At 48.9% G+C, this 25,896-nt stretch carries 18 protein-coding genes; 14 read left to right on the top strand and 4 right to left on the bottom strand.

The window, feature by feature from the left end; genetic code table 11:
- The first annotated feature begins 155 nt into the window (after positions 1-155).
- The 5 genes from DTO96_RS07780 to DTO96_RS07760 all read left to right on the top strand — a co-directional run bounded on the left by DTO96_RS07780 (position 156) and on the right by DTO96_RS07760 (position 5,337).
- The gene (locus tag DTO96_RS07780) at positions 156-542 is read left to right on the top strand and encodes a lipoprotein (RefSeq protein ID WP_157964375.1); all 387 of its coding nucleotides are present in this window, start codon (positions 156-158) and stop codon (positions 540-542) included.
- Between the two features lie 197 nt (positions 543-739).
- Entirely contained in the window at positions 740-1,309 is a 570-nt protein-coding gene (gene msrA / locus DTO96_RS07775) for a peptide-methionine (S)-S-oxide reductase MsrA (protein ID WP_114562975.1), read from the top strand.
- A gap of 154 nt (positions 1,310-1,463) precedes the next feature.
- On the top strand, positions 1,464-2,204 hold the full coding sequence (locus DTO96_RS07770) for a glutathione peroxidase (protein WP_114562974.1): 741 nt from the start codon (positions 1,464-1,466) through the stop codon (positions 2,202-2,204).
- Between the two features lie 101 nt (positions 2,205-2,305).
- Positions 2,306-3,766: a catalase gene (locus tag DTO96_RS07765; RefSeq protein ID WP_114562973.1), complete on the top strand. Its 1,461-nt coding sequence runs from the start codon at positions 2,306-2,308 to the stop codon at positions 3,764-3,766.
- A 107-nt stretch (positions 3,767-3,873) separates the two neighbouring features.
- Positions 3,874-5,337 carry a dihydrolipoyl dehydrogenase gene (locus DTO96_RS07760; RefSeq protein ID WP_114562972.1) on the top strand — a complete coding sequence of 488 codons (1,464 nt, stop codon included), beginning with the start codon at positions 3,874-3,876 and terminating at the stop codon, positions 5,335-5,337.
- 435 nt (positions 5,338-5,772) lie between these two features.
- On the opposite strand, the gene DTO96_RS07755 is transcribed toward DTO96_RS07760, so the two are convergent.
- From DTO96_RS07755 to DTO96_RS07745, 3 genes are all read right to left on the bottom strand, one after another.
- Complete coding sequence (locus DTO96_RS07755; protein ID WP_114562971.1) at positions 5,773-9,351, bottom strand: UvrD-helicase domain-containing protein; 3,579 nt, start codon at positions 9,349-9,351, stop codon at positions 5,773-5,775.
- Between the two features lie 208 nt (positions 9,352-9,559).
- Positions 9,560-10,675, bottom strand: a complete 1,116-nt coding sequence (locus DTO96_RS07750; RefSeq protein WP_157964374.1) for a DNA glycosylase AlkZ-like family protein — start codon at positions 10,673-10,675, stop codon at positions 9,560-9,562.
- A 97-nt stretch (positions 10,676-10,772) separates the two neighbouring features.
- Complete coding sequence (locus DTO96_RS07745; RefSeq protein WP_114562969.1) at positions 10,773-13,712, bottom strand: PD-(D/E)XK nuclease family protein; 2,940 nt, start codon at positions 13,710-13,712, stop codon at positions 10,773-10,775.
- Positions 13,713-13,881: 169 nt separating this feature from the next.
- Between DTO96_RS07745 and trxA the strand changes: the two genes are divergently transcribed.
- From trxA to DTO96_RS07720, 5 genes are all read left to right on the top strand, one after another.
- Entirely contained in the window at positions 13,882-14,205 is a 324-nt protein-coding gene (gene trxA / locus DTO96_RS07740) for a thioredoxin TrxA (RefSeq protein WP_114562968.1), read from the top strand.
- 261 nt (positions 14,206-14,466) lie between these two features.
- On the top strand, positions 14,467-15,732 hold the full coding sequence (gene rho / locus DTO96_RS07735; RefSeq protein ID WP_114562967.1) for a transcription termination factor Rho: 1,266 nt from the start codon (positions 14,467-14,469) through the stop codon (positions 15,730-15,732).
- A gap of 9 nt (positions 15,733-15,741) precedes the next feature.
- A complete protein-coding gene (locus DTO96_RS07730; RefSeq protein ID WP_114562966.1) occupies positions 15,742-16,038 on the top strand; it encodes a DUF3861 domain-containing protein in 297 nt (98 codons plus the stop codon).
- Positions 16,039-16,165: 127 nt separating this feature from the next.
- Entirely contained in the window at positions 16,166-16,573 is a 408-nt protein-coding gene (locus tag DTO96_RS13140; protein WP_157964372.1) for a GFA family protein, read from the top strand.
- 138 nt (positions 16,574-16,711) lie between these two features.
- Complete coding sequence (locus tag DTO96_RS07720; RefSeq protein WP_114562964.1) at positions 16,712-17,893, top strand: acetyl-CoA C-acyltransferase family protein; 1,182 nt, start codon at positions 16,712-16,714, stop codon at positions 17,891-17,893.
- A gap of 241 nt (positions 17,894-18,134) precedes the next feature.
- On the opposite strand, the gene ppc is transcribed toward DTO96_RS07720, so the two are convergent.
- A complete protein-coding gene (ppc, locus tag DTO96_RS07715) occupies positions 18,135-20,930 on the bottom strand; it encodes a phosphoenolpyruvate carboxylase (RefSeq protein ID WP_114562963.1) in 2,796 nt (931 codons plus the stop codon).
- 513 nt (positions 20,931-21,443) lie between these two features.
- On the opposite strand from ppc, the gene prfB reads away from it, so the two are divergent.
- The 4 genes from prfB (at position 21,444) to DTO96_RS07695 (ending at position 25,842) form a co-directional block, all read left to right on the top strand.
- Positions 21,444-22,548, top strand: a protein-coding gene (gene prfB / locus DTO96_RS07710) for a peptide chain release factor 2 (protein ID WP_114562962.1) whose coding sequence is annotated in 2 segments (ribosomal slippage) — positions 21,444-21,524 and positions 21,526-22,548 — 1,104 coding nt in all. Because the reading frame shifts where the segments join, the coding sequence is not laid out codon by codon here.
- Between the two features lies 1 nt (position 22,549).
- Complete coding sequence (locus tag DTO96_RS07705) at positions 22,550-23,005, top strand: Ivy family c-type lysozyme inhibitor (protein WP_114562961.1); 456 nt, start codon at positions 22,550-22,552, stop codon at positions 23,003-23,005.
- A gap of 298 nt (positions 23,006-23,303) precedes the next feature.
- Positions 23,304-24,824 carry a lysine--tRNA ligase gene (gene lysS, locus DTO96_RS07700; protein ID WP_114562960.1) on the top strand — a complete coding sequence of 507 codons (1,521 nt, stop codon included), beginning with the start codon at positions 23,304-23,306 and terminating at the stop codon, positions 24,822-24,824.
- Between the two features lie 37 nt (positions 24,825-24,861).
- The gene (locus DTO96_RS07695; RefSeq protein WP_157964371.1) at positions 24,862-25,842 is read left to right on the top strand and encodes a bifunctional riboflavin kinase/FAD synthetase; all 981 of its coding nucleotides are present in this window, start codon (positions 24,862-24,864) and stop codon (positions 25,840-25,842) included.
- Positions 25,843-25,896 lie beyond the last annotated feature (54 nt).

Here is a 25,896-nt window from a genome sequence, read left to right as displayed (position 1 = left end):
AGCTGAATTTGAGTTTAAAACATCTTGGGTACTTTATGACCTGTTTCCTGAATCACCTCCTGATCAGTAAAATATGGATTGTTCCAATTGATGCAAACCTCTAGCAATTATGGTTTAATGCGGCTAAAACAGATCAAACAAAGGAAAACAGCCTCATGAGAAAAATACTATTCACAACCATCACGGCCTTTTTACTCACTGCATGCCAAAGCGCGACAATGGACAGTAAAGAGGGCTATTGCCCAAGTCACAACGGTATGGCACGACATGCCGTTTGCATTGACCCAGCGTGGGTGCTTGATGCCGTACCAGATGGTGAAGGTGAAAAAAGCAAAGTCATGGTGGTATTGAATGCTGAGGGCTTGATTCAATTGAAAGCGAAAGCATTGTTGACGGGAACCATGCCTGTGGCGTTACAGGTCGGTCACTATTTCTTTGAGTCCTATGATAAAAAATCACTGACCAGCGGCTTTTTGGTGCTCAAGCCATTTCACAACCGCGATGAGGCTTTACAAATCACTGATATACTGAAGCAGAAATGATTTGGCGGTTGAATTGCACTTAAGAGTTGCATTTTAAAACCATGCTTAAGGGAACTTAAAATGGTGCATAAGGCCACATGTGTGGCCTTTTTTAATGATTTTTATCACATGTGTAAGTTCAAACGAGCTTTTTCGTCCAATGTAAGATACCCATCGTAAATGCTGTTTTTACAATACACGTTTGTCAGGAGAACCTCATGTCCATCGCCCACCCCATACATGTTCAATATGCCACCAACCCTCAGCTCGAACTTGCCACGCTCGGTGGCGGCTGTTTTTGGTGTGTTGAAGCTGCTTTCGTTGTTCTTAAAGGCGTTGTCGATGTTGAGTCAGGTTACGCCGGCAGCGATAACCCCAATGCCAATTACGAAGCCGTGTGCACGGGACGGACAGGCTTGGCTGAGGTTGTGCAGGTTTTGTTTGATCCCAGTGTCATTGACTATGAACAAATCCTTGCTGTATTTTTTGCGGTGCACAACCCCACCACCCTCAATCAGCAAGGTGCAGATAAAGGCACGCAATACCGTTCAGTGATTTACACCCACTCTGATGCGCAAGATGCCATTGCGCGCGCGATGTTGCCACACATTGAAGCCGATTGGGGGAAGCCCGTGGTCACGCAAATCGAAACGGTGCATCATTACACACGGGCTGAGGATTATCATCAAGAATATTTTGCCCAACACCCTTTTCAAGGTTATTGCCAAGCGGTGATTCCACCAAAATTGGCCAAGCTGCGTGCCCATTACGCGGATCTTTTGAAGTGAATTTAAAAAACTATTAAAACACAATCGATTAATAGCTAAAAACTATTTAAAACATTTAAAAGCATCATTGGTCAAAACTTTTGTTCATTGTTATGATTCTCCCATCAACTTCAAATGAGGTTGCATTTATATAACACATCAAAAAGGAAACACAATGAGTTTGCAAAGTTTTGAAGGCAAAAAAGTCCCTCAGGTCACATTTAAATTACACGAAAACAACCAATGGGTTGAAACCAACAGCGCAGAGTTGTTTGACAACAAAACCGTTGTTGTGTTCTCTTTACCTGGCGCATTCACGCCGACCTGCTCATCCACCCACCTCCCGCGTTACGAAGAGCTTGCGCCAGTCTTCAAGGCCAATGGTGTAGACAGTATTTTATGTGTATCGGTCAACGATGGTTTCGTAATGGAAGCATGGGGGCAAGATCAAAATGTGACAGCGGTGCGTCCAATCGCCGATGGCAATGGTGAGTTCACAGAAGGCATGGGCATGCTGGTCGACAAATCAGCAATTGGCTTTGGTAAACGCTCTTGGCGCTACTCAATGCTGGTCAAAAACGGTGTGGTCGAAAAAATGTTCATCGAACCCGATGTTGAAGGCGATCCATTCCTCGTCTCTGATGCCGACACCATGCTCAATCACATTGCACCCGAAGCGGCCAAGCCTGAACAAGTCGCATTGTTCACTAAAGTCGGCTGCCCATTTTGCGCCAAAGCCAAGGAGCAACTTAAAAAAGTGGGTGTGAATTACTTTGAAATGCCTTTGGCGGACAATGTGCGCCAACGCTTGCTGTCAGCAGTTGCGGGTAAAGCCACATCACCGCAAATGTTTGTTAATGGCGAGTTGATCGGTGACGGTGCTGCAATTGAAGCGTGGGTGAATGCACGCGGCTAAGGAAATGCTTTTTTAAAAGCAATCAATCCGAATGGGGCATCCCTTGAATTGTTGTATTTTGGGTGCTGCCATTTATCAAAACATCTAAATGGAGGAATATCATGAGTGAAGAGACTAAAAAGTTGACCACGGCCTTTGGTTGCCCTGTGGCTGACAATCAAAACGTTATGACAGCGGGTCCCCGCGGACCTCAATTGTTACAAGACGTATGGTTTTTGGAAAAACTGGCTCATTTTGATCGAGAAGTGATTCCTGAGCGTCGAATGCATGCAAAAGGTTCAGGCGCATACGGCACGTTCACCGTCACACATGATATTACCGCTTACACACGTGCCAAGATTTTTTCTGAAATCGGCAAAAAAACCGAGATGTTCACCCGTTTCTCAACCGTTGCGGGTGAGCGTGGCGCCGCCGATGCTGAACGTGACATTCGCGGCTTTGCGATGAAATTTTATACTGAAGAAGGCAATTGGGATTTGGTGGGCAACAACACACCCGTCTTCTTTTTGCGTGACCCATTGAAATTTCCCGATTTAAATCACGCGGTCAAGCGCGACCCACGCACCAACATGCGCAGCGCAAAAAACAATTGGGATTTTTGGACATCATTGCCAGAGGCTTTACATCAAGTCACCATCGTCATGAGTGATCGAGGTTTGCCCTCGTCTTACCGCCACATGCACGGCTTTGGCAGCCACACATTCAGCTTCATCAGTCCAAAGAATGAGCGTTTTTGGGTGAAATTTCATTTGCGCACGCATCAAGGCATTCAAAATTTAACCGATCAAGAAGCGGAAGCAATCATCGGCAAAGACCGCGAAAGCAGTCAGCACGATCTGTATCAAAGCATTGAACAAGGTGATTTCCCCAAATGGACTTTATTTGTGCAAATCATGCCTGAAGCGGATGCCGCTCAAACCCCCTACAACCCTTTTGACTTGACCAAAGTGTGGCCGAAGAAAGATTACCCACTCATTGAAGTGGGTGTCATGGAATTGAATCGCAACCCCGACAATTATTTTGCAGAGGTGGAACAAGCCGCATTCAGCCCAGCCAATGTGGTGCCAGGCATCGGCTTTTCACCCGATAAAATGTTGCAGGGGCGGTTGTTTTCATATGGCGATGCCCATCGCTATCGCTTGGGTGTGAATCATGCGCAGATTCCAGTCAATTCAGCCCGTTGCCCCGTCCACAGTTATCACCGAGATGGTGCCATGCGTACGGATGGTAATTTTGGCAGCACACTGGGTTATGAACCGAACAGCGAGGGTCAATGGCAAGAACAGCCTGATTTCAGTGAACCTCCACTCACTTTGGGAGGTGCCGCAGCACATTGGAATCACCGCGAAGACACGGATTATTATTCGCAGCCGCGCGCGTTGTTTCGCTTGATGTCCAAGTCACAACAACAAGTGCTCTTTGATAACACGGCTCGCTCCATTGGTGCGGCTCCAAAATTCATACAGTTGCGCCACATCGGCAATTGCATGAAAGCAGATCCAGCCTATGGCGAAGGCATTGCGAAAGCACTAGGCATCCCAAGCAACGAAATACCCCGATAAACCATTTTCACCTTTTATCTTTTTGCCACCAGAACAAATGGTGATCCACTTTGATCACCTTGTTTGAATCGCTCGTTTACACAGCAGATAAGCCTTATAGAACACTTATGAACCCAATCATTTATCACACCGACGTTGCGGTCATTGGCGCAGGCACCGCGGGTCTCGCCGCCTACCGTCAATCCATCGCCCAAGGTGCAAGCACCCTGATCATTGAAGGCGGCCCTTATGGCACGACCTGTGCCCGCGTGGGTTGCATGCCATCCAAATTGCTGATTGCCGCTGCCGATGCACATCACGCACTCGGGCGTTTACATGCTTTTGGCATTGACTTACCCATGCCTGCGACGATTGATGGCGAACGGGTGATGGCGCGTGTGCGCAGCGAGCGAGATCGTTTTGTTGGTTTCGTGCTTGATGGCGTCAACAACATTCCCGCTGAACACAAGATCCGTGGTTATGCTCAATTCAATGATGCCCACACATTAACGGTGAACCTTGAGTCTGGCGGTCAAGCCACCATTCATGCAAAAAGCATAGTCATCGCTTCAGGCTCAACGCCAGTGATCCCTGAAATACTAAAACCAGCAGGTGACCGCGTGGTCATAAATGACGATGTGTTTTCATGCCCAACATTACCCAAATCGGTGCTTGTTCTTGGTGCGGGCGTGATTGGACTTGAGTTGGGTCAAGCTTTATCTTACCTTGGGGTGCGCGTGACATTGTTGGGGCGCAACAATGGCATTGGTCATTTGTCTGACCCTGTTGTACGTGAATCGGCATTAAACATCATGCAACACAGCATTGATTTTCAATCCAATGCGCAACTTGAATCTGTCGAACGCACAACACACGGCGTACAAGTGAACTACATCGATGATGCAGGTCAAGCACAAAGCCATGAATACGATTATGTCCTTGCAACGACGGGACGAACAATCAATTTGGACAATTTGAACTTCAAAGCCCTGAACATCGCGACACAACCCAGCGGAGTGCCTGCCTTTGACCGCCATACCTTGCAGATTGAACACTCACACCTTTTCATTGCAGGTGATGTCAACGCCGATGTGCCTTTGTTGCATGAAGCTGCCGATGAAGGCGCAATTGCAGGAGCAAACGCCGCTCGCCTCGCCCAAGGTCAAGCCATTGAGTCAGGTCATCGCCGCTCGCCGCTCGCTGTAATTTTCAGTGAACCGAACATCGCCACAGCTGGGTGCATGTACCGTGAATTGAATTTGAACACGACAGCAGCAGGCGAAGTTGATTTTGGTGACCAAGGTCGTTCACGTGTGATGCAAGTCAATCAAGGGGTTTTGCGTGTCTATGGCGACATTAACACGGGTCGTTTTCTGGGGGCCGAAATGATCGGGCCACGCACCGAGCACATCGCTCACCTGCTCGCATGGTCACATCAAATGGGTTTGACCGTGACGCAAATGCTTGCCATGCCGTTTTACCATCCCGTGATTGAAGAAGGCTTGCGCACCGCCTTGCGTGGTTTGGCAGCGAATATTGCCAACAAAAATGTGATTGCACCCGTGTGTGCCCATGAAGTGGTGGGTGATTAAAAGAGGTTTGAATGAGCGTTGAGTGCATGAAAACCGTTCCACAAGGTTATGAAGGTCATGGGAAAATTTAAGCAGCCATTCTCAATCACCACCTTGCCAAAAAAACTCAACCATTGTACGCGATGCTAAAAATATCAGTTGCCACACTCGCAGCCCTCTCCCCTCATAAAACGGCTGCGAGCGGCAGCATGGATGCCAAGTGAAGATCTCCAATGAATTACAATGGATACTTCAAAGACTGAGCCATTAGGTCGTTTGTTCCTTTTTGAAACCTGGCTGTAATACGGGGCTATACGACCTGAGATACGGTTTCGTAGTGTTGAGTTATTTGATGGAATGGCTTTTAACCGACTGCCTTCGCTTTTCCCCATTTCTCTCCCTGCTCTCAACCATTGTCTGAGTCCAGAAAGTAAAACCTGAGCCCTTTCAGTGCGTTCAAGCGACCACGTGCTCACGTCCTGATGCATCCAACAACAATCCCGATACTTGAGTTTCTGGATACAATTGCGCCAGCAACCCCATGTATTCGTACAGTTGCCGTTCATATTCAGCCATGTGATCCGCCTCCCAGTCGCTTTTATAATCCATCACGGTCAGTCGATCACCATGACGCACCCAGCGGTCAATCCGTTTGACTTGACCATTGGCGGTCATGACACTCATTTCATTGATGGCTTCATCGTATTGTTTTGGGTCAAATAAATGTTGCCATTCACTTTTTGACAAGGTGTTGCTCAACCACTGCTGCACCCTTTCGGCTTGCACATGACTGATGTTGAATCGTTGCACCAACTCAGCCGATGACAGTCGCCGCCTCCAATTGTCGGTAGCAAATTGCAATGCGCCATGCCACGCAACACCTTGTGCTGCGGCTTCAGCCTGCATTTGTGCTTTGATCTTCTCTCCAACAAGATCGGTCTGCGGTAAAAAAGGAATCAACCATTGCGCTGCGACGCCATCGGCCAAAGCAATGTCAACATAACTGTTATTTCGCGTCTTTGTGGGCATGGGTATGGGTTCTGCCTCAACCCATGATGCGGTGTGCTGCTGCCACCCCACATGTTGTTCCAACCATGTTTCAGGTGCAGCTTCTAAGCACATCTCACCATTCAAGGTCTGAATCGCGGTTTGTAAATAATCGTACAAGCCTGCTTTTTTCGATGAAGCGGCTGCATAGGCGAGCTCGCTTCCTTGTGTGTCAATGTCTTGCTCTTTGTTTAATTGTTGCACCTGAGCCGCGCTGACCACGAGCAGCTGTCGCGCGCGCGTCATGGCAACATAGCATTGATTCCATTTTTCAATTCGGCCAATGCGTGCCGAGGCCGACAGTGGTTCTGCTCGCCAATCGCCGATGCGTTGTTTGGTGCTGACCCATGAAAAATGCTGTGGTTCTGTTGCGTGGACAGGCCAATCGATGAACCATTGGTTGATTTCTGGGCGCGCATGTTTGGTTTTCATGTCAATCAACATGACAATTGGCGCTTCCAAACCTTTGGAGGCATGCACGGTCAAAATCCGCACCGCATCCTGCATGCCCAAAGGCTCGGCTTCCGATAAACCTTCAGTGTCGAGCGATTGCCAGCGTTTGAGCGCTTGATAATAACTCGACAAACTGGGGTAACGTCCCGAATTGACCGTTAACGCCAGTTGCAAAAATGCCCGCAAATTCGCCTGTACCTGAGCGCCCAACCAGATCGGCGTAACAGCTGCGTAGCGTTTCAACACTTCGCCTTGGGCATACATTCGATCAAGCGCATCATGTGGTGGTAAATGGGGCACAAACAACAGCCAGTCATTGAGCATGTTTCTGGCACGTTGCAATACATCGCTCACACCGGTCATTTGATTAAGCACTTGCCAATACGAAAAGGGTTCAGCCAAAGCCTTACGGGCATCCAACAGCGATTCAAAATCATCATGCGTTGCCGCAAAGATCGGTGTGCGCAACACATGCAATAACGACAAATCATCGTCCACATTCATCAACCATTTCACCAAAGCCATCACATCCAAGCCCTCCAAAGTATCGAGCAGACCGCCACGGCGGCTGCTGATGAAAGGAATATGTGATTCGCGCAATAAACGCTCATAACCTGACAAATGGGTGCGCGTGTGCACCAACAACATGATGTCGGCATAACGTGCGGGACGATACACACCCGTGGTTTCATCCTTCACAGGATAATGCCCAACCAGCTGGCCAATGGCTTCGATGAGTTGCTTGCTTTCGCTGTCGCGCTCGCTTTCTTCGATGGCGTGTTGTGGCTCAGTCAACCAATCGCGATGGGCGGTGAATGCTTCATCGCCTTGCGACACAACATAATTATTTTCTGCATTGTTGCTTTCTGTGCTGTCATCTTCCGCAAGTTCATTTTCAATTTGATCCTCCAGCCCCAAACACGCCACATGCCCAATATCGTCATTGAATGTGCTGTGTGCCGTAAATGCGGTCAACTCACTTTCAGGCATTGTAAATAAAGCATTCACCCACGCCACCACCGCTCGACTGTTGCGCCGCGTCGCATGGGTTTGCAACACATCGGCCTGATATTTTTCGACCAAAAGCTCTTCAGCCGCATCAAACAAGCGTGCATCCGCTTTACGGAAACGATAAATCGACTGTTTGACATCACCGACCACAAACACATGCGGCTTGGTTGCATCATCCTCATAAGCCTCCAGCCAGCCATTGATGATGTGCCATTGCAATGGACTGGTGTCTTGAAATTCGTCAAACAGTAAATGTTTATAACGCGCATCAAGTTGCACTTGAACATACGCCGCCGTTTCGGGGTGGCGCAACAGCTCAAAACACTGGTGTTCAATGTCGTTAAAATCCAATTGTCGCGCGCGTTGCTTAATGCCTTGGTACGCTTCAATCAACACTTCAATGCACGGCAAAGCATCGACGTGCAACTGATATGCTTTTAAATCAGCAAAACCATTGAATAAACGGCTGAAACCTTCATTCATTAAAGATTCAGCCTCCTCGTAAGCCTCTCGAGTTTGCCCCGCCGCCGCCACATATTTATCCAAATATTGGCTGCCTGAAATTTTCTTGAGCCGCTGATCTGTTTTGCTCCAAAACCCCAACTCGTCAAACAAACTGAACATCGCTTGCGGTGAGGCTTGCGCATAAATTTTATCCAACAACAGCAAGGCTTTTTCTTTGGCCGCCTTGCCTGCGTTCAAATACACATTCAGCCACGCATCAAACTCATTCGACTGATTAAAACCATCCGCCCACCGTTGATACACCGACTGTTCACGCGCTGTCGCATCTGCACTCACATCCAGCCCTGTTTGCTCCAGCACATCCTGTGCGAGCGCCTCAAGCATCGTCACGCCCGCACGCTGACACACCCCTTTGAACAACTGATACTCCGTCGCCTGAAACAAAGACTGACTGAGCATATTCTCCACAGAAAATTCGCCCAGCTCACGCACCAAGTTCAAATAATGCGCCCGCAACCTCTCATTTTTATTCAACTCAATAAAGAATGCATCCCATGCCTCGGTACGTAATTCACTCGAATCCTCCACCAAGTTGGCATCACGCATCACCCCAGAACCCATCGGCGCAGCCTGCAACAAGCGATAAAACCACGCGTGAAACGTAAAAATTGGCACCTCTTGCCCACTGCCCAACACCTCATTGTACAAAGCACGCGCCCGGGGCAATGCCTGCTCCGCCGCCATAGCCGATAAACCGCGTTCAGTCAATTGCTTCAGCACCTCAACCTCAGGTTTATCCGCCAATTCCTGCAAAATCAAGGCCACTCGATCACGCATCTCTTGCGCCGCTTTTTTCGTAAACGTGATCGCTAAAATATGCTGCGGCTGCACCCCATCAAGCAACAATCGAATGATGCGTGAAGTCAACAGCCATGTCTTGCCACTGCCTGCACACGCACGCACCACAATGCTGCGTGCTGGATCAAGCGCGGTTTGGTTAAACTGCGCCGCCGAAACGGTTGTGCCGTTGATTTCATAAGGTTTAAGTTGTTCACTCATTCGTTTTCAATTTTTCTTCGTTTTCAATTTTTTTGATGCATTTACTTCTTTAATGCATGTCTACCATCATTCCATCAAGGCACATGCCGTCGGGGGTGGCATGCATCGTATCGGTAAATCGCCCGATACGCAGGTCAGCGGTCATAGCCAAAGGCTAGCTCAGCCACGATCCAATCCCAACGCGGCTTATGACCAAAAAACCAACCCACTACACCTGCATCACCCAACTCGCACATCCCAAAAACCACGCCATGTCCGTCAACTCCTGCTCCAAAGCAATGCGAAATGCCTTTTCACGCGGTTTCGATTTCACATACCCCAATGATGCATGCATCACACCGTCCACCACCGACACATTCGCCCAGCCCACACATGCATCGCGCCACAGCATGGGTAAAGCGTAGTAGCCCAGTTGACGCGCATGTGCAGGTTTATAGGCTTCAAACTTATACGACCAACCAAAAAATTGCTCAAACCGATCACGGTCCCACACCAACGGGTCAAATGGTGCAAGCAAGCGCACTGCCCCCTCCATTGTCTCAAATCCATCGGCCGACAACACCTCTGCACGAGGCCAATACCAACGCACGCCATCCACCTCCGCGCCATTGAATCGCTCATCCAATCCACGCAAAGCCAGCTGAACCGCAGGTTTCAAGTCAGGTCGACTGCTGGTCAATAAACGGCATATCAACGTCAACGAACGTTTTGTCAACGGCGCATACACTTGCACCAATGCAGTCAACGCTGCATCGACCACAACCGCCGCAGACGCATCCACCCGCGCCACCACAGGCAGGCCATACACGCGCATGCCTTTTTCCCGTCGCACGATGCGCAACAAACCCGACGAATGCATGCGCTGTACAATGTGCGTGCCCTCCTGCCCTTGCCCACCCCACGCATTTGTTATCGATTTTAAACCCATGTGCAGATTTAACGCCTTTGGCAGCACCTCACCCCCATGGTCATGCGCAAATTGCAACACCCGAGCCATCACCTCATCGCACCCAGTCATTTCCTGTAACGATGCGCTCAATGGCTTGTTCGACCACAACAGCGCCGCCAACTCGCGCGACACATAACCATGATTGATGAAATACGCCTCCTCCACCGCCAGCTCAGGATATGCGCGCTCCACATCGCCTTTTCGATATCCAGCCACCCGATGCCGTAAAATCAAATCCTGCGCCGTTGCGGGTGCGGTGATCGGGTCAATTTGCACGAAACCAAGACGATCCAAAGTTTCAATCACAGTGGGAGATGTAAAGAGGGTGCGCTTTATCGCATGTTGGCGAAGAATATCTAAAGTCAAATGAGACAAATCAAAGATCCAAAAAATTAAGGCGTTAATAAATAAAGTTCAAATCATTCAAACACATTGTGTCACATTGCATTTCACTGGGGCACATGATGCCAATCTAATTTTGTTTCGATGTCTGAACATACCCTTTCCGACAAAGCCCCCTCACCTCACACCATGCGCATGCGGTCAATTCGCCCATGGCTTGTAACTCTTCTCCTGCATGCATTCGCTTAAACAGTCCATCCACACGTGCATGCAGTTGGGTTGCTGCAGTTTGTAAGGCAGCGTTGTCGGGTGCGGTCATGCTCGGGTTGAGCCATGCTTGCGGGTAACTGCTGTTGCCTGCGTGGGGTTTTTCTTTATTGAGGGGTTTGCTCGGTTCGCTGCTGACCCCGACGTACCCCGCTTGGGTGATTTGAGCGCGGTCATTGTCGTCGAACAAGTTGACGTAGAAAGCGAGTTGTACGTCATCGTCGTTTTTAATGTTCGTGATGTAGGTGCTTAATTTGCCTGTTTTGTAGTCAATGATGGCACGCTCATATTGAATTTCGCCTGTGACTGGATCTGGGTGCTCTCGACCGTCAATTTGATCTATTTTACCTTTCCATAACAAAGGCTTAATTTCATTTTTTAAAGTAATTTCATAAGCGTGTGGTTGCCATGATTCACTGTGTTCAACATGCCATCCATCGGCTTCACGGTCATACCACCACACGAGGTATGCATCAACATAGCCCAAAAACAATTCATGCACTGCCCAATAGCGGGCATTTTGAGCACACAGCGGTTTAAGCTGATCATGGATGAGTTGCGTGAGCAATACCGCATCTTGTGCATCACTCTGCTCATGCGACTCATGCGGCAAGGCGCGTTTTTTATGAAAAGTGGCGATGATTTTGTGCCATGCATTGCCTTTGTCGGCAGCGCTGATGTCGTCGCTCGGGAGTTCCATTGATGAGACATACAGCACTTGATGGGCGTAATATTGATAAGGACAAGCAGTGAGTTGGCTCAATTCGCTGGCACTGATTTCAACGGGAACATGTTGGGCAATGTTGACTTGGCTGCGCATGTGTACGTCCGATGTGATGGTTTCAAGTGGTAACGTAATGGGCTTGACCGTCGTTGCATGCCCTGCCCGCAACCATTGTGCCAACCATGTAGAGATGGCGTTCGGTGCACCGTCTTTTTGTGTGCAATAACTGGCGACGGCGCGCGGGGTGGTGGCGAGTAGGTCGATGAGATCGGCTTTGGTTTGGGCGTGTTGATCGAGATGTGTCGGCAGGCCAAGCTGCATGCGCACGGCCATATTCAACAAGCCTCTGTCTTGCTTGGCATTTGGCAGATTCGTACTGTCTGCGCCCATCAACCACACCGCGTCGAAATATCGCATGCGCGTACTGCCGATAGGAAGCAGCAGAACATCGTCGGTCACATCATGCGGACGAAAAGTGGTGGCCTCAACTTCACTGTCGGCGATGCGCATAAATGTAGATAAATCAAGTTGAACTTTACTTGAGGGTTCTGATGCACCGCGCCATTTTTCGAGCAAGCGCAACCAAATTTGACCCGCGGGATCCTTTTGCCAAGCATTGAACAGACCAAAATGTTCAGCCCATTGATGTATATTCGCAGCCCATTGCGGGAGATTGAACGTTCTGCGCCATGCGGCTTGGATATTGAGCGCACGACCAAGCAGGTCAATGGCCGCTTGTCGCACATCGATTTGCAAGGCCTCTGCTTCGATTTGCAAAACCTCATCCACACTTTGACGGCTGATCAAATTCAGCCATGCTTGCCATGTGCGCGCCAGTGGTTTTTGCGCCAGTGCAACTGCATGCATGTGGCGCATAAGCAAACGTTTATGTGATGCAGGCCAATCAGCCAACACCATCGGGTGCGACATCCATTCGAGCAGCTCCACAGCGAGAACTTCACCCTGCCACAATGCCAGACCTGTGCGCCAACTGCTGGCTGCACGTGATGTGGCCAGCAACCAACCCGTGTCGTCACGGATGGTCACACCCAAACGCGCCAGCAATGCCCAGACGCGACGCGAGACCTGACGGTCAAGTGCGACCAGTGCAATTTTTTTGATTAAGGGGTCTTGTCGCCATTCAAAAACTTGACGGGCAATCGCTTGCGCTTCATCTTCGAGGTGCTCAGCTTGGCGAATGTCAAAATGCGATGTTTCAATGACCATCGATGGCTCAACGATTCGTGCCGCTTCTGACCATGCGCGACGCATCTGTTCAAGTTGGTTTGAATCCACCCGCGCACGAACGGCCTGTATGTCCAATAGTTCCACCCGCGCAGCCTTCGCATACGCGCGCCAAAACCAAGCTTCAAGTTGCGTCCAAGGTTTATTGCGCACCAACCAAACTGTGGGCACGGGTGCTTGCTGGATCAACTGCTGCAACGTTTGTAAATATTTAAGTATCGGTGAACTCACATTCACATCAGCCCGCCAACATTGCAACAAAACCGCCAACTCCTGCCGTGCGAAAACGCCTGCATTCATTTCAAACACATGATCGACCGCTGCGTTCAAAGCCGCCTCACCGTCATCAATGTCTCGGCCTGCAAGCAAATGCATGCTTAACTCATCGCTCATGTCAATCAAGCTGCGCGCCACTGCAAACAAATGCACATCCTCAGTCGCACCCAGCCATTCGGCCAATTGCGGCGTATCGCGCAACTGTGTCATCCAATTCAATACACGTTCGGTGTATTGCATGTCAATGTCCGATGCCCCAGCAGATTTCGCCCAATCGAGTAAAGTCATCATGCGTGGCATGATGCACGGGCCTTGAAGCGATTGAGCATGTGCCGCCCACGCCGCTTGAAAAGGCATGTACATTGACGCATCGGGCACAACAACCAGATGCGCACTCAACGACCTCACATCACCCGCCGTCGACTGCCATATTTTATTCACCACATCGGGCCAAAAGTCAGCATCAAACATGCAATCATGTTGAATCCAAGGTGCATGATCGGCGGTTGTTGACGCATCAAAGTCCTCAGCAAATAAATCCAGTGTGAACACGAGCATGCCCCTTAAAATTGATATCCCTGCAATTATACGACGAGTTATATCACGAGCTTTCGCACAAACTTCAGAAAAAAGGTAGAATGATACTTAAGAAAAGCGGATGGGCACTTGTAAAACGTACCCCCGTCCCCACATCAAAGACATCCCCACTTAACTTGAAGGAAAAAAAATGAGTTCACTCACCCACGTCACCGACACCACATTTGAAGCCGAAGTATTGAATGCCAGCACACCTGTATTGGTCGATTTCTGGGCTGAATGGTGTGGTCCATGCAAAATGATCGCCCCAGTGTTGGACGAATTGGCAAAAGATTACGATGGTAAACTGGCGATTGTTAAAGTCAACGTGGATGAAAACAGCGCCTCACCAGCAAAATTCGGCATCCGTGGCATCCCAACGTTGTTGTTATTCAAAAATGGCACGGTCATGGGCACCAAAGTCGGCGCAGCGAGCAAATCGCAATTGGCCGCTTTCATTGACAGCCACCTGTAATTGTTGCATAATGCGCCCAGCTCTTTGCTGGGCGTCATTTTATTTCACCTTCAGCAATGCATCTGACCTCTTCATCGTTCGACCGAACGAACCTCTAAAAATTTCCCTACAAAAATTACCACACGACATTTTTAAAGTTAATCTTTAAACAACCGATGACAATTAAATTTTCGAATTAAAACCCGCTTGCCCCTCGAATGAGGCACATGACAAGCACGACCATTTAAATCGCATCGACATTCAAAAGTACACATCCGCATTATGCATTTAAACGAACTTAAATCATTACCCATCAAATCACTCGTCGACATGGCCCTCGAACTCGGCATTGAAAATGCCAGCCGTCTGCGCAAACAAGAACTGATGTTCGCCGTGCTCAAACGACGAGCAAAAGCAGGCGAATCGGTGTTTGGCGACGGCACTCTGGAAGTACTGCCCGATGGTTTTGGTTTCTTGCGCTCGCCTGATACCTCATATCTCGCCAGCACCGATGACATTTATATTTCACCGTCGCAAATCCGCCGTTTCAACTTGCACACAGGCGATACCATTGAAGGTGAAGTGCGCACCCCAAAAGACAACGAACGCTATTTTGCCCTTGTTAAAGTCGATAAAGTCAACGGTTTGGCTCCAGAACACACCAAACACCGCATTTTATTTGAAAACTTGACGGCGATTCACCCAAACACCCTGCTGCCACTCGAACGTGACATTCAATCGGTTGAAAACATCACCAGCCGCATCATTGACATCGTTTCACCCATCGGTTTGGGTCAACGTGGTTTGATTGTCGCTCAGCCCAAATCAGGTAAAACCGTGATGTTGCAAAACATCGCCCATGCGATCACCGCCAATCGCCCTGACATTGACTTGTTTGTTTTGCTCGTTGATGAGCGTCCAGAAGAAGTGACTGAAATGCAACGTTCGGTTAAGGGTGAAGTGGTCGCCTCAACCTTTGACGAACCTGCCACGCGTCACGTGCAAGTCGCTGAAATGGTGCTCGAAAAAGCCAAACGTCTCGCCGAAACAGGCAAAGACGTGGTGATCCTGCTCGACTCCATCACCCGCCTCGCCCGCGCTTACAACACCGTCATTCCAAGCTCAGGTAAAGTATTGACAGGTGGTGTCGATGCCAACGCCTTACAACGCCCAAAACGTTTCTTTGGTGCCGCCCGCAATATTGAAGAAGGTGGCTCACTGACCATCATCGCCACCGCTTTAGTGGACACGGGTTCTCGCATGGATGATGTGATTTTTGAAGAATTCAAAGGCACGGGCAACATGGAGCTTTGCCTCGATCGCCGCATGTCAGAAAAACGTGTGTACCCTTCGATCAGCATCAATAAATCATCTACCCGTCGTGAAGAATTATTGCTTAAAGCTGATGTGTTGCAAAAAGTTTGGATTTTACGTAAATTCCTCTATGAGATGGATGACATCGCTGCGATGGAATTTATTTTGGATAAAATGAAGCAAACGAAAAACAATTCAGAATTTTTTGACATGATGAAACGTGGCGGAAAGTAAAAGAAGAAAATGACTAAATCAGCCCATGTGTATCGCATCACTTTAGAACAAGTGTCAAGCAAGAACGATGAAACTCCTATGCAAACCCCATTGAAGTTTGAGTTCGGAAATCACGATGACATTTTTTCTATCATCGAAAAAATGAAGCAAACAGACCTCTTCAACCAAGCCAATGAATCGACAGAATTTGCTCTCGGCCTTAAATTATTCAGCGAAGTCATCTTAAAAAACAAGAGCCATCCACTGTTTGAGGAAATCTATCCCGCTCTCGGTTCATTCATGAAAAAACTCAAAAGTTCAACCTGAACCGTTCTTTGGCTCAAATGACCCATCTCAAAAAGCAGCTTCAGCTGCTTTTTTTTTACACACGGATCGATATCACCATATAATTTAGAACCTCTAAAAGTCTAAATTGGATGTCAATGTGGCCATCATGCAAAAAATCACCCCCATAATCTCAGGCAGCTGTCTTTGTACAGCGGTTCAATTTGAACTCACAAGCCAACCCATTCGTGTATTGAAATGCCATTGCACAAGCTGTCGCAAAGCCACGGGTGGCCTGCACACAGTCTGGGCCGTGGTTGAACATGTGCATTTCCATTGGTTGAGCATGAGGCCAAGCTACTTTTCCTCATCCCCTCAAGTCCAGAGGACATTTTGCCCCAAATGTGGCACATCCCTCACCTATCAGCATGCTGATGACGGAACCATTGACGTGACCGTCGCTTCATTACACCATCCAGAGTATTTTCCGCCTCAAGTTGAGATATGGATTTCAGATCAATTGGGCTGGGACAAAAACCATCACGATTTCCCCCAACACCTTCATGACATTGAATGATTTGTGCTTGTGCATCGATGAATTCAAGACAGCCTGACGTAAGATTGTGGGTGCATTCTAAGAAAACACCACAGGTGGGCAATGTTGATGAATATGTCTTGCCATTCTGAATGAAAACACAAACAAAAGGAGAACAAAATGAGTCGTGAAGTCGTGGTTTTGAGCGCAGTGCGTTCAGCAATTGGCAGCTTTGGCGGTGGATTGAGCGGCATTGAGCCTGGAGAGTTGGGTGGACAGGTCATGAAAGAAGCTGTGGCACGCTCAGCGGTTCATGCCGCAGACATCAACTATGTGACAGTCGGCAACTGCATCCCCACAGATTCTCGTTTTGCCTATGTTGCCCGTGTGGCCGCGATTAATGCAGGTTTGCCCATGGAGTCGGTGGCAATGGCAGTCAATCGACTGTGCAGCTCTGGCCTACAGGCGATCATCAGCACATCGCAAGCCATTATGTTGGGTGACTGCGATTATGGCGTGGGTGGTGGCGTCGAGGTCATGTCGCGCGGCTCATACATGACACCCGCCATGCGCAATGGTGCGCGTATGGGCGACACCAAAATGATCGACATGATGGTCGCCACATTGACCGATCCATTTGGCGTGGGTCACATGGGCATCACCGCTGAGAACTTGGTGACCAAGTGGGGCATCACGCGTGAAGAGCAAGATGCCTTATCCGTTGAATCTCATCGCCGTGCAGCACTCGCCATAGCTGAAGGCCATTTCAAATCGCAAATTGTGCCCATTGTCATGCAGACGCGCAAAGGCGATGTGATCTTCGACACCGATGAACATGTCAAAGCCAATACCACAATGGAATCATTGGGGAAAATGAAACCCGCTTTCAAAAAAGATGGATCCGTTACCGCAGGCAATGCTTCAGGCATCAATGATGGGGCTGCATTTTTCGTCCTCGCCGCCGCGGAGGCAGCCGCCGCTGCGGGACAAAAACCCATTGCCCGCTTGGTCAGCTATGCACTTGCAGGCGTACCCAATGATGTCATGGGCGAAGGCCCTATTCCAGCTTCTAAGCTGGCTTTGAAACGTGCAGGTTTGAGCTTGGATCAAATCGACGTGATTGAATCCAACGAAGCTTTCGCGGCGCAAGCCATCGCGGTGTCTCGTGGTTTGGGGCTGAACATGGACAAAACCAACCCCAATGGCGGTGCGATTGCATTGGGTCATCCCGTCGGCTGCTCAGGGGCATTCATCGCCACCAAAGCCATCCATGAACTGCACCGCACGGGTGGACGTTATGCGTTGGTGACCATGTGCATTGGTGGTGGTCAAGGGATTGCGGTGGTATTTGAACGGGTGTGATGCAGCTCAATGATATAAAAAAGCTTTGTTTTTCAACAAAGCTTTTTTTCATTGTGAGATTCACCAGCTGAGACTCATCAATTAAGACTCGCCAACAAACAGATGTTTCTTCATCTCTGTTTTGATGGAGATCAATGTGATATGCGAACGTCCCGCCCAACCCTTCATACGAATAATCACAAATAATCACAAAGCAATGTCTTTCCTTGACATCTCTTTACGATGAGCCATGAATCCATGATCAACCGCTGTTCCTTAAACCAGCAGCCAAGCCATTGATCGCAATGTGAATGCCATTGGTCACATCGGTTGACTCATCACCCGCACGGTAGCGTTTGAGTAACTCAACCTGCAAGTGATTCAACGGATCCAAATACGGCAAGCGGTTGCGTAGACTGCGTGCCAGCGTTGGATTGTCTGCCAGCAAAACATCTTGGCCCGTCACTTTAGAGATGATGTCAAACGTACGTTTCCATTCTGCAACAATTTCACCAAAAATACGTTCGGACAAAGCCTGATCGCTGACCATTTCAGCATAACGTGATGCAATCGCCAGATCCGTTTTTGACAGCACCATGTCAATGGTTGAGATCACCGATTTAAAAAATGGCCATTCTCGGTACATGGTTTTGAGCACATCCAAGCGGGTGGCATCATCGCCCACCCATGTGGTGAATGCCGAACCCACACCGTACCAACCTGGCAACATGATGCGCGCTTGCGCCCATGAGAAAACCCATGGAATCGCGCGTAAATCTTCAATGCGTGCCGAAGGTTTACGTGCTGAAGGACGAGAGCCAATGTTGAGTTGAGCAATTTCATTGATCGGCGTGGCGGCACGGAAAAAATCAGTGAAGCCTTCTGTGCCATAAACCAATTTGCGGTACGCATCAAAGCTCAAGTTTGACATTTCACGCATGGCCACTTCAAACTCATGCCAATCTTTTGCATCAGACACCTGCGCCGCACTGGTTTCCAAGCCCGCTGCAACCAATGTTTCCAAATTACGCAGACCCAAATCGGGATCACCGTATTTTGCACCAATCACTTCGCCTTGCTCAGTCAAACGGATCTTACCTTGCACGCTGCCCGCAGGTTGCGCAAGAATGGCTTCATAGCTCGGTCCACCGCCACGCCCCACCGAACCACCACGCCCATGAAAGAACGACATCGAGACTTTGGCCGCACTGGAGATTTGAGTCAAGGCCTGCTGTGCCTCGTACAATGACCAGTTGGAGGATAAGAAACCACCGTCTTTGTTGCTGTCCGAGTAGCCCAACATGACCTCTTGCGTCCGACCACGTGCATCCAACCACTGATTGACCACGGGCAATTTAAACCATGCCTGCATGACCTCTGGTGCCGCTTGTAAATCTTCGATGGTTTCAAACAAAGGCACGATGTCCACCGCGCAAAAAGCCTGTTCGCCGCCAACCGCCATGCCGGCTTCTTTTAATAAAACCGCAAGTTCCAACATGTCCGATACACTGGTGGCTTTTGAAATGATGCTTTGTTCAATCAAACGCACACCAAATCGTTCACGCAACTCGCGGGCCTTGTTAAAAATGGCCATTTCACCAACCAGCAATTCACTCTTCTCCAACCAAGGGTTGGCCAATAAACGGGTGCTGTTGAGTTCTTTTAACAAAACCGTGCAGCGTTCATCTTCAGTCAATGCCGTGTAGTCATCGAGCACCTGAGCGCCTTTAAGTAATTCAACCACACACGCCTCGTGTACGTCTGAATTTTGACGCAGGTCAATGGTGGCCAAATGGAAGCCGAACACATGAACCGCTTCGATGAGGTTGTTTAAACGACCTGCAACCAAAGCCATGCTGTTGTTTGCCAACAAGGACTCCTCAATCACACGCAAATCTGCAGCCAACTCGGACGCTTGTGTGTACGCAGCTGCAACCACTTGCGAAGCGGGCACCGCAACCAAACCACACAAATCTCGTGCTGCCTGTGCCACACGGCCGTACATGCCAATGATGGCACGGCGATAGGGCTCGTTGGCACGGTGCGGTGAGTTGTCACCCGAGGCTTCAGCCAAGGCTTGCAACTCTGAACTGACATTCACAATCGTCGTCGCCAAAGGCAGCTCACTGCCTAAAGCATGCAATTCTGATAAATAATGCTCAAACACCGACGTGGCTTGTGCATGCGTACAGAAATCCAAAGTTTCGGCCGTGACGTATGGGTTGCCATCGCGGTCACCACCGATCCACATGCCCATACTGATCGGGCGCAAATCGCGGGTCTGTTCTTCATTCGCACCCATGGCACGGGCTGCGTTTTGATAACGCGCAACCAATGCGGGGATGCGTTTTAAGAAAGTCACAGGATAATAGCTGATCGCATTCGTGATTTCATCCGTTACTTTCAACTTGGACGTGCGCAGAATCGACGTTTGCCACAGTGTTTGTACCAAACGGTCAATGTCGCTCGCCCACTCTTGCTCCTCAGCTTCATCCATTGCCCCCTGATCGCGGCGTGCCAATAGTTGCGCCAATGAACGGGTCAAATCAAGCATACTCTTGCGCTGAACTTGCGTTGGATGCGCCGTCAAAACGGGCACAACAGCAACGCGACTCATGGCTTTGAGCGCTTCTTTGGCCGAAATGCCTTTGGCTTGTAAATTTTGCAATGCCCGTGCCAATGTCCCTGTTTGCGGTGCTGCACCTTTTAAGCGGTATGCGCGGCGACGGCGATTTTGATGCACATCTTCAGCGATGTTCGCCAATTGAGAAAACAAACTGAACGCACGAATCACACCCAAAGCCTCGGCATCATTCAAACTCGCACATAAATCGGTCAATGCTTTTCGAGCAGCCAAAGCATCGCTTCCTGATGATTCACTTTTACGAAAATGAACCGCAGATTGGCGTACATTTTCCGTGTTTTCAAATGTTTCAATCCCTGAATGAACACGCAAAGCGTCACCCAGTAAACGTCCCAAAAGACGCGTGTCTTCGATGAGTGGCTGTTGTTTTTCATCCGCTTGAACGGACAGCAAAGGCGTTGCTGGCAAAATCATATTATCTCCTGCTTGGATACATATTGGTATCCGTCAATTGCATCATTGATATCCATGTTGACATGGGTACGTACACGAACACAACCTATCCTTGCGGTTAAGTTGTGACCCTCGTAAACGGCTTAACCGTTCTTTTTTATTGCTTCTTTTTCGTGTGAAGAATGGATGCGTTGCGGCTTAGTTTTTTTAGTTGATCTGTACTGCAATGTATCGCGGGTATGATGATCCACATGTTTAATCACGCCCAAGGTTTGTGTTTACCATTGAGGTGCGTGAAAGCCAAGCAACGGTTTGAAGTGTAACGTGCAATGCAACATAATTCAAGTCAAGCGTCAAACAATGCTGCAAAAGATCAAGTTATTCCCAAGTGTATCTTGAACAAACGGCACATCAAACAGCACATCAACGGAACATGACCTGCTTTGAGCATCACTAAAGCAGTACGCAACTGGCATTTTCACCCCTTTTCACTTATAATCATGATCTTACTTTATTGATTATTTTGAGTTTTTCATGGAAATTGAACGCATTAACGCCATTGGCAACCAACTGACCGACCTCGCGGAGCGCATTCAAGCGCTATGGGGGTATCTTTGACTACGATACAAAATTTGATCGTTTAATTGTCGTCAACGCAGAGCTTGAAGATCCAAATGTTTGGAATGATTCAAAGCGCGCGCAAGATTTGGGCAAAGAAAAAAAACTGCTGGATGGCACGGTTGATTTGCTCAATCGTTTGAAATCGCATCAGGCCGACACCGCAGAGCTGTTTGACATGGCCAAAGAAGAGGACGATATTGAAACCATCGCCACCCTCGAAGCCGATGTGGATGCACTTGAAGAAGAACTTGGTCATGCCGAATTCCGCCGCATGTTCTCGAATCCAATGGATTCGGCCAATTGCTTTTTGGACATTCAAGCAGGCGCAGGCGGTACAGAAGCATGCGACTGGGCCTCTATTTTATTGCGCCAATACGTGCGTTATTGCGAACGTAAAGATTTTAAAGTCGAAATTCTTGAAGAGTCCTCAGGTGACGTGGCTGGCATCAAATCGGTTTCATTGAAAATCGAAGGCGAATACGCTTATGGCATGTTGCGCACAGAAACAGGCGTGCATCGCCTTGTGCGCAAATCGCCATTTGATTCAAACAACGGTCGCCACACGTCTTTCGCCAGTATTTTTGTCTACCCTGAAGTCGATGACTCGATTGAAATTGATGTGAATCCAGCGGATTTGCGTATTGACACGTACCGCGCTTCAGGTGCGGGCGGTCAGCACATCAATAAAACCGATTCGGCCGTGCGTATCACCCATTTGCCAACCAATACGGTGGTGCAATGCCAAAATGATCGCTCTCAACACAAAAACCGCGCCGAAGCGATGTCGATGCTGAAGTCGCGTTTGTACGAGTTGGAATTGCGCAAACGCCAAACAGAGCAAGACAAACTCGAAGCAACCAAGTCCGATGTGGGCTGGGGGCATCAAATCCGTTCTTATGTGCTTGATCAATCGCGCATCAAAGACTTGCGTACCAATGTTGAAATTTCAAACACCACCAAAGTGCTCGATGGCGATCTTGATCCATTCATTGAAGCCAGCTTAAAACAAGGGGTTTAACATGACGATATTTAAAACATTCGCCACGGCTGCATTGTGTGCCTCTGCTTTACTGGCCGTTGCGCCTGCCGCTCACGCATTGGACATCAGCAGCTTCGATGGCCTGACGCGCAAGCAAATTGAATCATCGTACTTCTTTGATTGGAGCCGCAACTCCATGTTTCGTTCGTCGTTGATCAAGGCTTTTCGCAGTTCAAACATGACCATGCCCAGTTGGGTGCGTCGTGGGGGCGGTCCTTCTGCCCCATCACAGGTGATTGACAGTGGCTCGACGCACTTTGTCTTGCTCAACACATGCAAGGCACATGAGTGCGATGAAAACAATATTTATGTGCTGTTCGATCCAATGACCAAAATCACAGCCATTCACGGCAAACTGGATAAAAAGACTTTGTGGGCGGGTCAAACCACGCCCGCCATGAAGCAAATTTTAAGCAGTGCCAGCGGACTTCGTTAACCCCTCACGAAAGCGCTGGTTATACCAGCGCTTATTTTTGTCAGTCCATCGACATCAACTCAACACCCTTTGTTTAGAGTGAGATTCATAAAAATCCAACGGTTTTAGTTTACGAGTTTATTTGATTTCCTAGGATTTGGTTTTCCCCGATGCTGAGGGGCTTGCTTCAGCCACTTCGCTTAACGCTCAAGCAATATTTCCATTTACAGTGAAACAACAAGTTCATTATCCCCTTTAAATTCCTTACCTGAAACAAGCGCAAAACAGGTTTTTTGCGACTAACCATATAGCAGCCACCATGACCGACCACATCACGCCAGAACAAACCATTGACGAAAACAGCATCATCGCCGAACGCCGCAGCAAACTTGCGCATTGGCGCACCGAAGGCATCGCTTACCCAAATGATTTTGTACCCGAACACCGCGCGGGTCAATTGCAAAACCAGTTTGAAGCAGAAGATAAGGCTGCTGTTGAAGAACACAATGTCAGCGTGTCCATCTCTGGTCGCATGATGCTCAAACGCGTGATGGGCAAAGCCAGTTTCGCAACGGTTCAAGATGCAACAGGACAAATCCAGTTTTACATCAATGATGAAGGCGTGGGTGCAGATGTGCATGAAGCCTTTAAACATTGGGACATGGGTGACATCATCGCCGCACGTGGCGTACTGTTCAAGACCAACAAAGGTGAACTGTCTGTGCGTTGCAGTGAACTGCGCCTGATCAGTAAATCCTTGCGCCCATTGCCCGACAAATTTCACGGCCTCGCCGATCAAGAACTCAAATACCGCCAACGTTATGTGGATCTGATTGCTTCACCCGACACACGAGCGACATTCATCCGACGTTCAAATGCCATGAGCGCCCTGCGCAACTTCATGATGGAAAATGACTTCATGGAAGTGGAAACCCCTATGTTGCATGCCATCCCTGGCGGTGCATCGGCCAAACCATTCAAAACACATCACAATGCACTCGACATGGAAATGTTTCTGCGCATTGCACCCGAGTTGTACTTGAAACGTTTAATCGTCGGTGGTTTTGAACGTGTATTCGAAATCAACCGCAGCTTCCGCAATGAAGGGGTATCGCCGCGCCACAACCCTGAATTCACCATGATGGAATTTTATGCCGCATACACCAACTGCGAGTGGATGATGGACTACACTGAATCGGTGATTCGTGAAGTGACTTTGCGCGCCACAGGCAGCGCAGTGCTCAATTATCAAGGGCGCGAACTGGATTTATCCAAGCCATTTGACCGCTTGACCATCACAGCAGCGATTGAAAAATACGCCCCTGAATACATCGGCACAGCCCTTGACAATGAAGATTTCTTGCGCACCGAGTTGCGCAAAAACGGTGTCAAAATGGACGACCCACAAATCAAAAATGCGGGTGTCGGTGCTTTACAATTGGCCTTGTTTGAAGAAGTTGCTGAGCATTTGTTGTGGCATCCCACGTTCATCATTGATTACCCGATTGAAGTGTCACCCCTCGCCCGCGCATCAGACACCAAAGCGGGTTTAACTGAACGTTTTGAATTGTTCATGACGGGACGTGAAGTCGCCAATGGATTCTCGGAACTGAATGACCCCGAAGATCAAGCCGCCCGTTTCATGGCACAAGTTGCCGCCAAAGATGCTGGCGATGATGAAGCCATGTACTACGATGCCGACTACATCCGTGCCCTCGAATATGGCATGCCCCCTACGGGCGGTTGCGGCATTGGAATTGACCGCTTAATGATGTTGATCACAGACAGTCCCAACATCCGTGATGTGTTGCTGTTCCCGCACATGCGTAAAGAAGATTGATCAACACATTGCATGGATGGCTGCCTTAAGGTCATCCATGCAACTTTCCAAAAAACGCCCATCAATCAACCCGTCTGATCTCATGAACCTGATCCGCTACCCAACTCACCATGATGCCAGTACAGCGCGTACAGTCACCATTGGTAATTTTGACGGCGTGCACCGTGGTCACACGGCCATCCTTGACGCGTTGGCGAAACAAGCAAACCAGCAAGGCTTGGCCCCCACCGTCATCACTTTTGATCCCAATCCAAAAGCTTTTTTTGCTCAATTGCATGGCAAACCCGCCCCGCAACGTGTTTCACCGTTACGCGACAAAATCACATTCATCAAACAACACGGGGTGAACGATGTGGTGTTGATGCGCTTCAATCAAGCCCTGGCAAACATGCCTGCGACTGATTTTGTTGAACACATCTTGGTTGAATCTCTCAACACACGGGATTTACTCATTGGCGATGATTTTCGATTTGGCGCAGGTCGCACAGGTGATTTTAATTTGTTGCAAGACATGGGTGAACAACACGGCTTTACAGTGACCTCCCTGCATTCGGTGCTTCATGCTGAAGAGCGCATATCGAGTACCGCAGTGCGTACAGCCATTGCCAAAGGCCAATTGCCTTTGGCCACTGCACTGCTCGGCCATGATTACACACTCAGTGGCCACATCATTTATGGCCAACAGTTGGGTCGAACCATTGGCATCCCAACGATTAACCTTAAAATGCCAGATAACCTCGTGGCGCAAGGCATTTTTGCAGTCACCGTCGAACTGAACGGGCGTGTGCATCAAGGCGTTGCCAGCATCGGCACTCGACCATCGGTGAAAACCAACGGCCAGTGTTGGTGTGAAGTGTATATTTTTGATTTCAATGAAACCGTGTACGGCGACATGGCACATGTGACTTTGCACCATAAAATTCGTGATGAAGCCAAATTTGATGGTTTGGATGCGTTGATGCTGGCGATCCAGCAAGACATCCGCGATGCCCGTGCATTCTTTGCTGCACATGCGTAAAACAAACCGAACTTAACCAAGCTAAGGTAAAATAGCACCACACTTTTTCAGCCT

The sequence above is a fragment of the Ephemeroptericola cinctiostellae genome (assembly GCF_003339525.1).
GTDB lineage: Bacteria > Pseudomonadota > Gammaproteobacteria > Burkholderiales > Burkholderiaceae > Hydromonas > Hydromonas cinctiostellae.
This window is presented reverse-complemented; position numbering and strand designations above follow the sequence as displayed.

What these genes read in the sequence shown, in the direction of transcription:
- DTO96_RS07695 (WP_157964371.1), top strand. Translation starts at nt 24,862, where the DNA reads ATGCAACTTTCCAAAAAACGCCCATCAATCAACCCGTCTGATCTCATG.
- DTO96_RS13140 (WP_157964372.1), top strand. Translation starts at nt 16,166, where the DNA reads ATGCAAAAAATCACCCCCATAATCTCAGGCAGCTGTCTTTGTACAGCG.
- trxA (WP_114562968.1), top strand. Translation starts at nt 13,882, where the DNA reads ATGAGTTCACTCACCCACGTCACCGACACCACATTTGAAGCCGAAGTA.
- msrA (WP_114562975.1), top strand. Translation starts at nt 740, where the DNA reads ATGTCCATCGCCCACCCCATACATGTTCAATATGCCACCAACCCTCAG.
- rho (WP_114562967.1), top strand. Translation starts at nt 14,467, where the DNA reads ATGCATTTAAACGAACTTAAATCATTACCCATCAAATCACTCGTCGAC.
- lysS (WP_114562960.1), top strand. Translation starts at nt 23,304, where the DNA reads ATGACCGACCACATCACGCCAGAACAAACCATTGACGAAAACAGCATC.
- ppc (WP_114562963.1), bottom strand. Translation starts at nt 20,930, where the DNA reads ATGATTTTGCCAGCAACGCCTTTGCTGTCCGTTCAAGCGGATGAAAAA.
- DTO96_RS07780 (WP_157964375.1), top strand. Translation starts at nt 156, where the DNA reads ATGAGAAAAATACTATTCACAACCATCACGGCCTTTTTACTCACTGCA.
- DTO96_RS07760 (WP_114562972.1), top strand. Translation starts at nt 3,874, where the DNA reads ATGAACCCAATCATTTATCACACCGACGTTGCGGTCATTGGCGCAGGC.
- DTO96_RS07755 (WP_114562971.1), bottom strand. Translation starts at nt 9,351, where the DNA reads ATGAGTGAACAACTTAAACCTTATGAAATCAACGGCACAACCGTTTCG.
- DTO96_RS07745 (WP_114562969.1), bottom strand. Translation starts at nt 13,712, where the DNA reads ATGCTCGTGTTCACACTGGATTTATTTGCTGAGGACTTTGATGCGTCA.
- DTO96_RS07720 (WP_114562964.1), top strand. Translation starts at nt 16,712, where the DNA reads ATGAGTCGTGAAGTCGTGGTTTTGAGCGCAGTGCGTTCAGCAATTGGC.
- DTO96_RS07730 (WP_114562966.1), top strand. Translation starts at nt 15,742, where the DNA reads ATGACTAAATCAGCCCATGTGTATCGCATCACTTTAGAACAAGTGTCA.
- DTO96_RS07770 (WP_114562974.1), top strand. Translation starts at nt 1,464, where the DNA reads ATGAGTTTGCAAAGTTTTGAAGGCAAAAAAGTCCCTCAGGTCACATTT.
- DTO96_RS07705 (WP_114562961.1), top strand. Translation starts at nt 22,550, where the DNA reads ATGACGATATTTAAAACATTCGCCACGGCTGCATTGTGTGCCTCTGCT.
- DTO96_RS07765 (WP_114562973.1), top strand. Translation starts at nt 2,306, where the DNA reads ATGAGTGAAGAGACTAAAAAGTTGACCACGGCCTTTGGTTGCCCTGTG.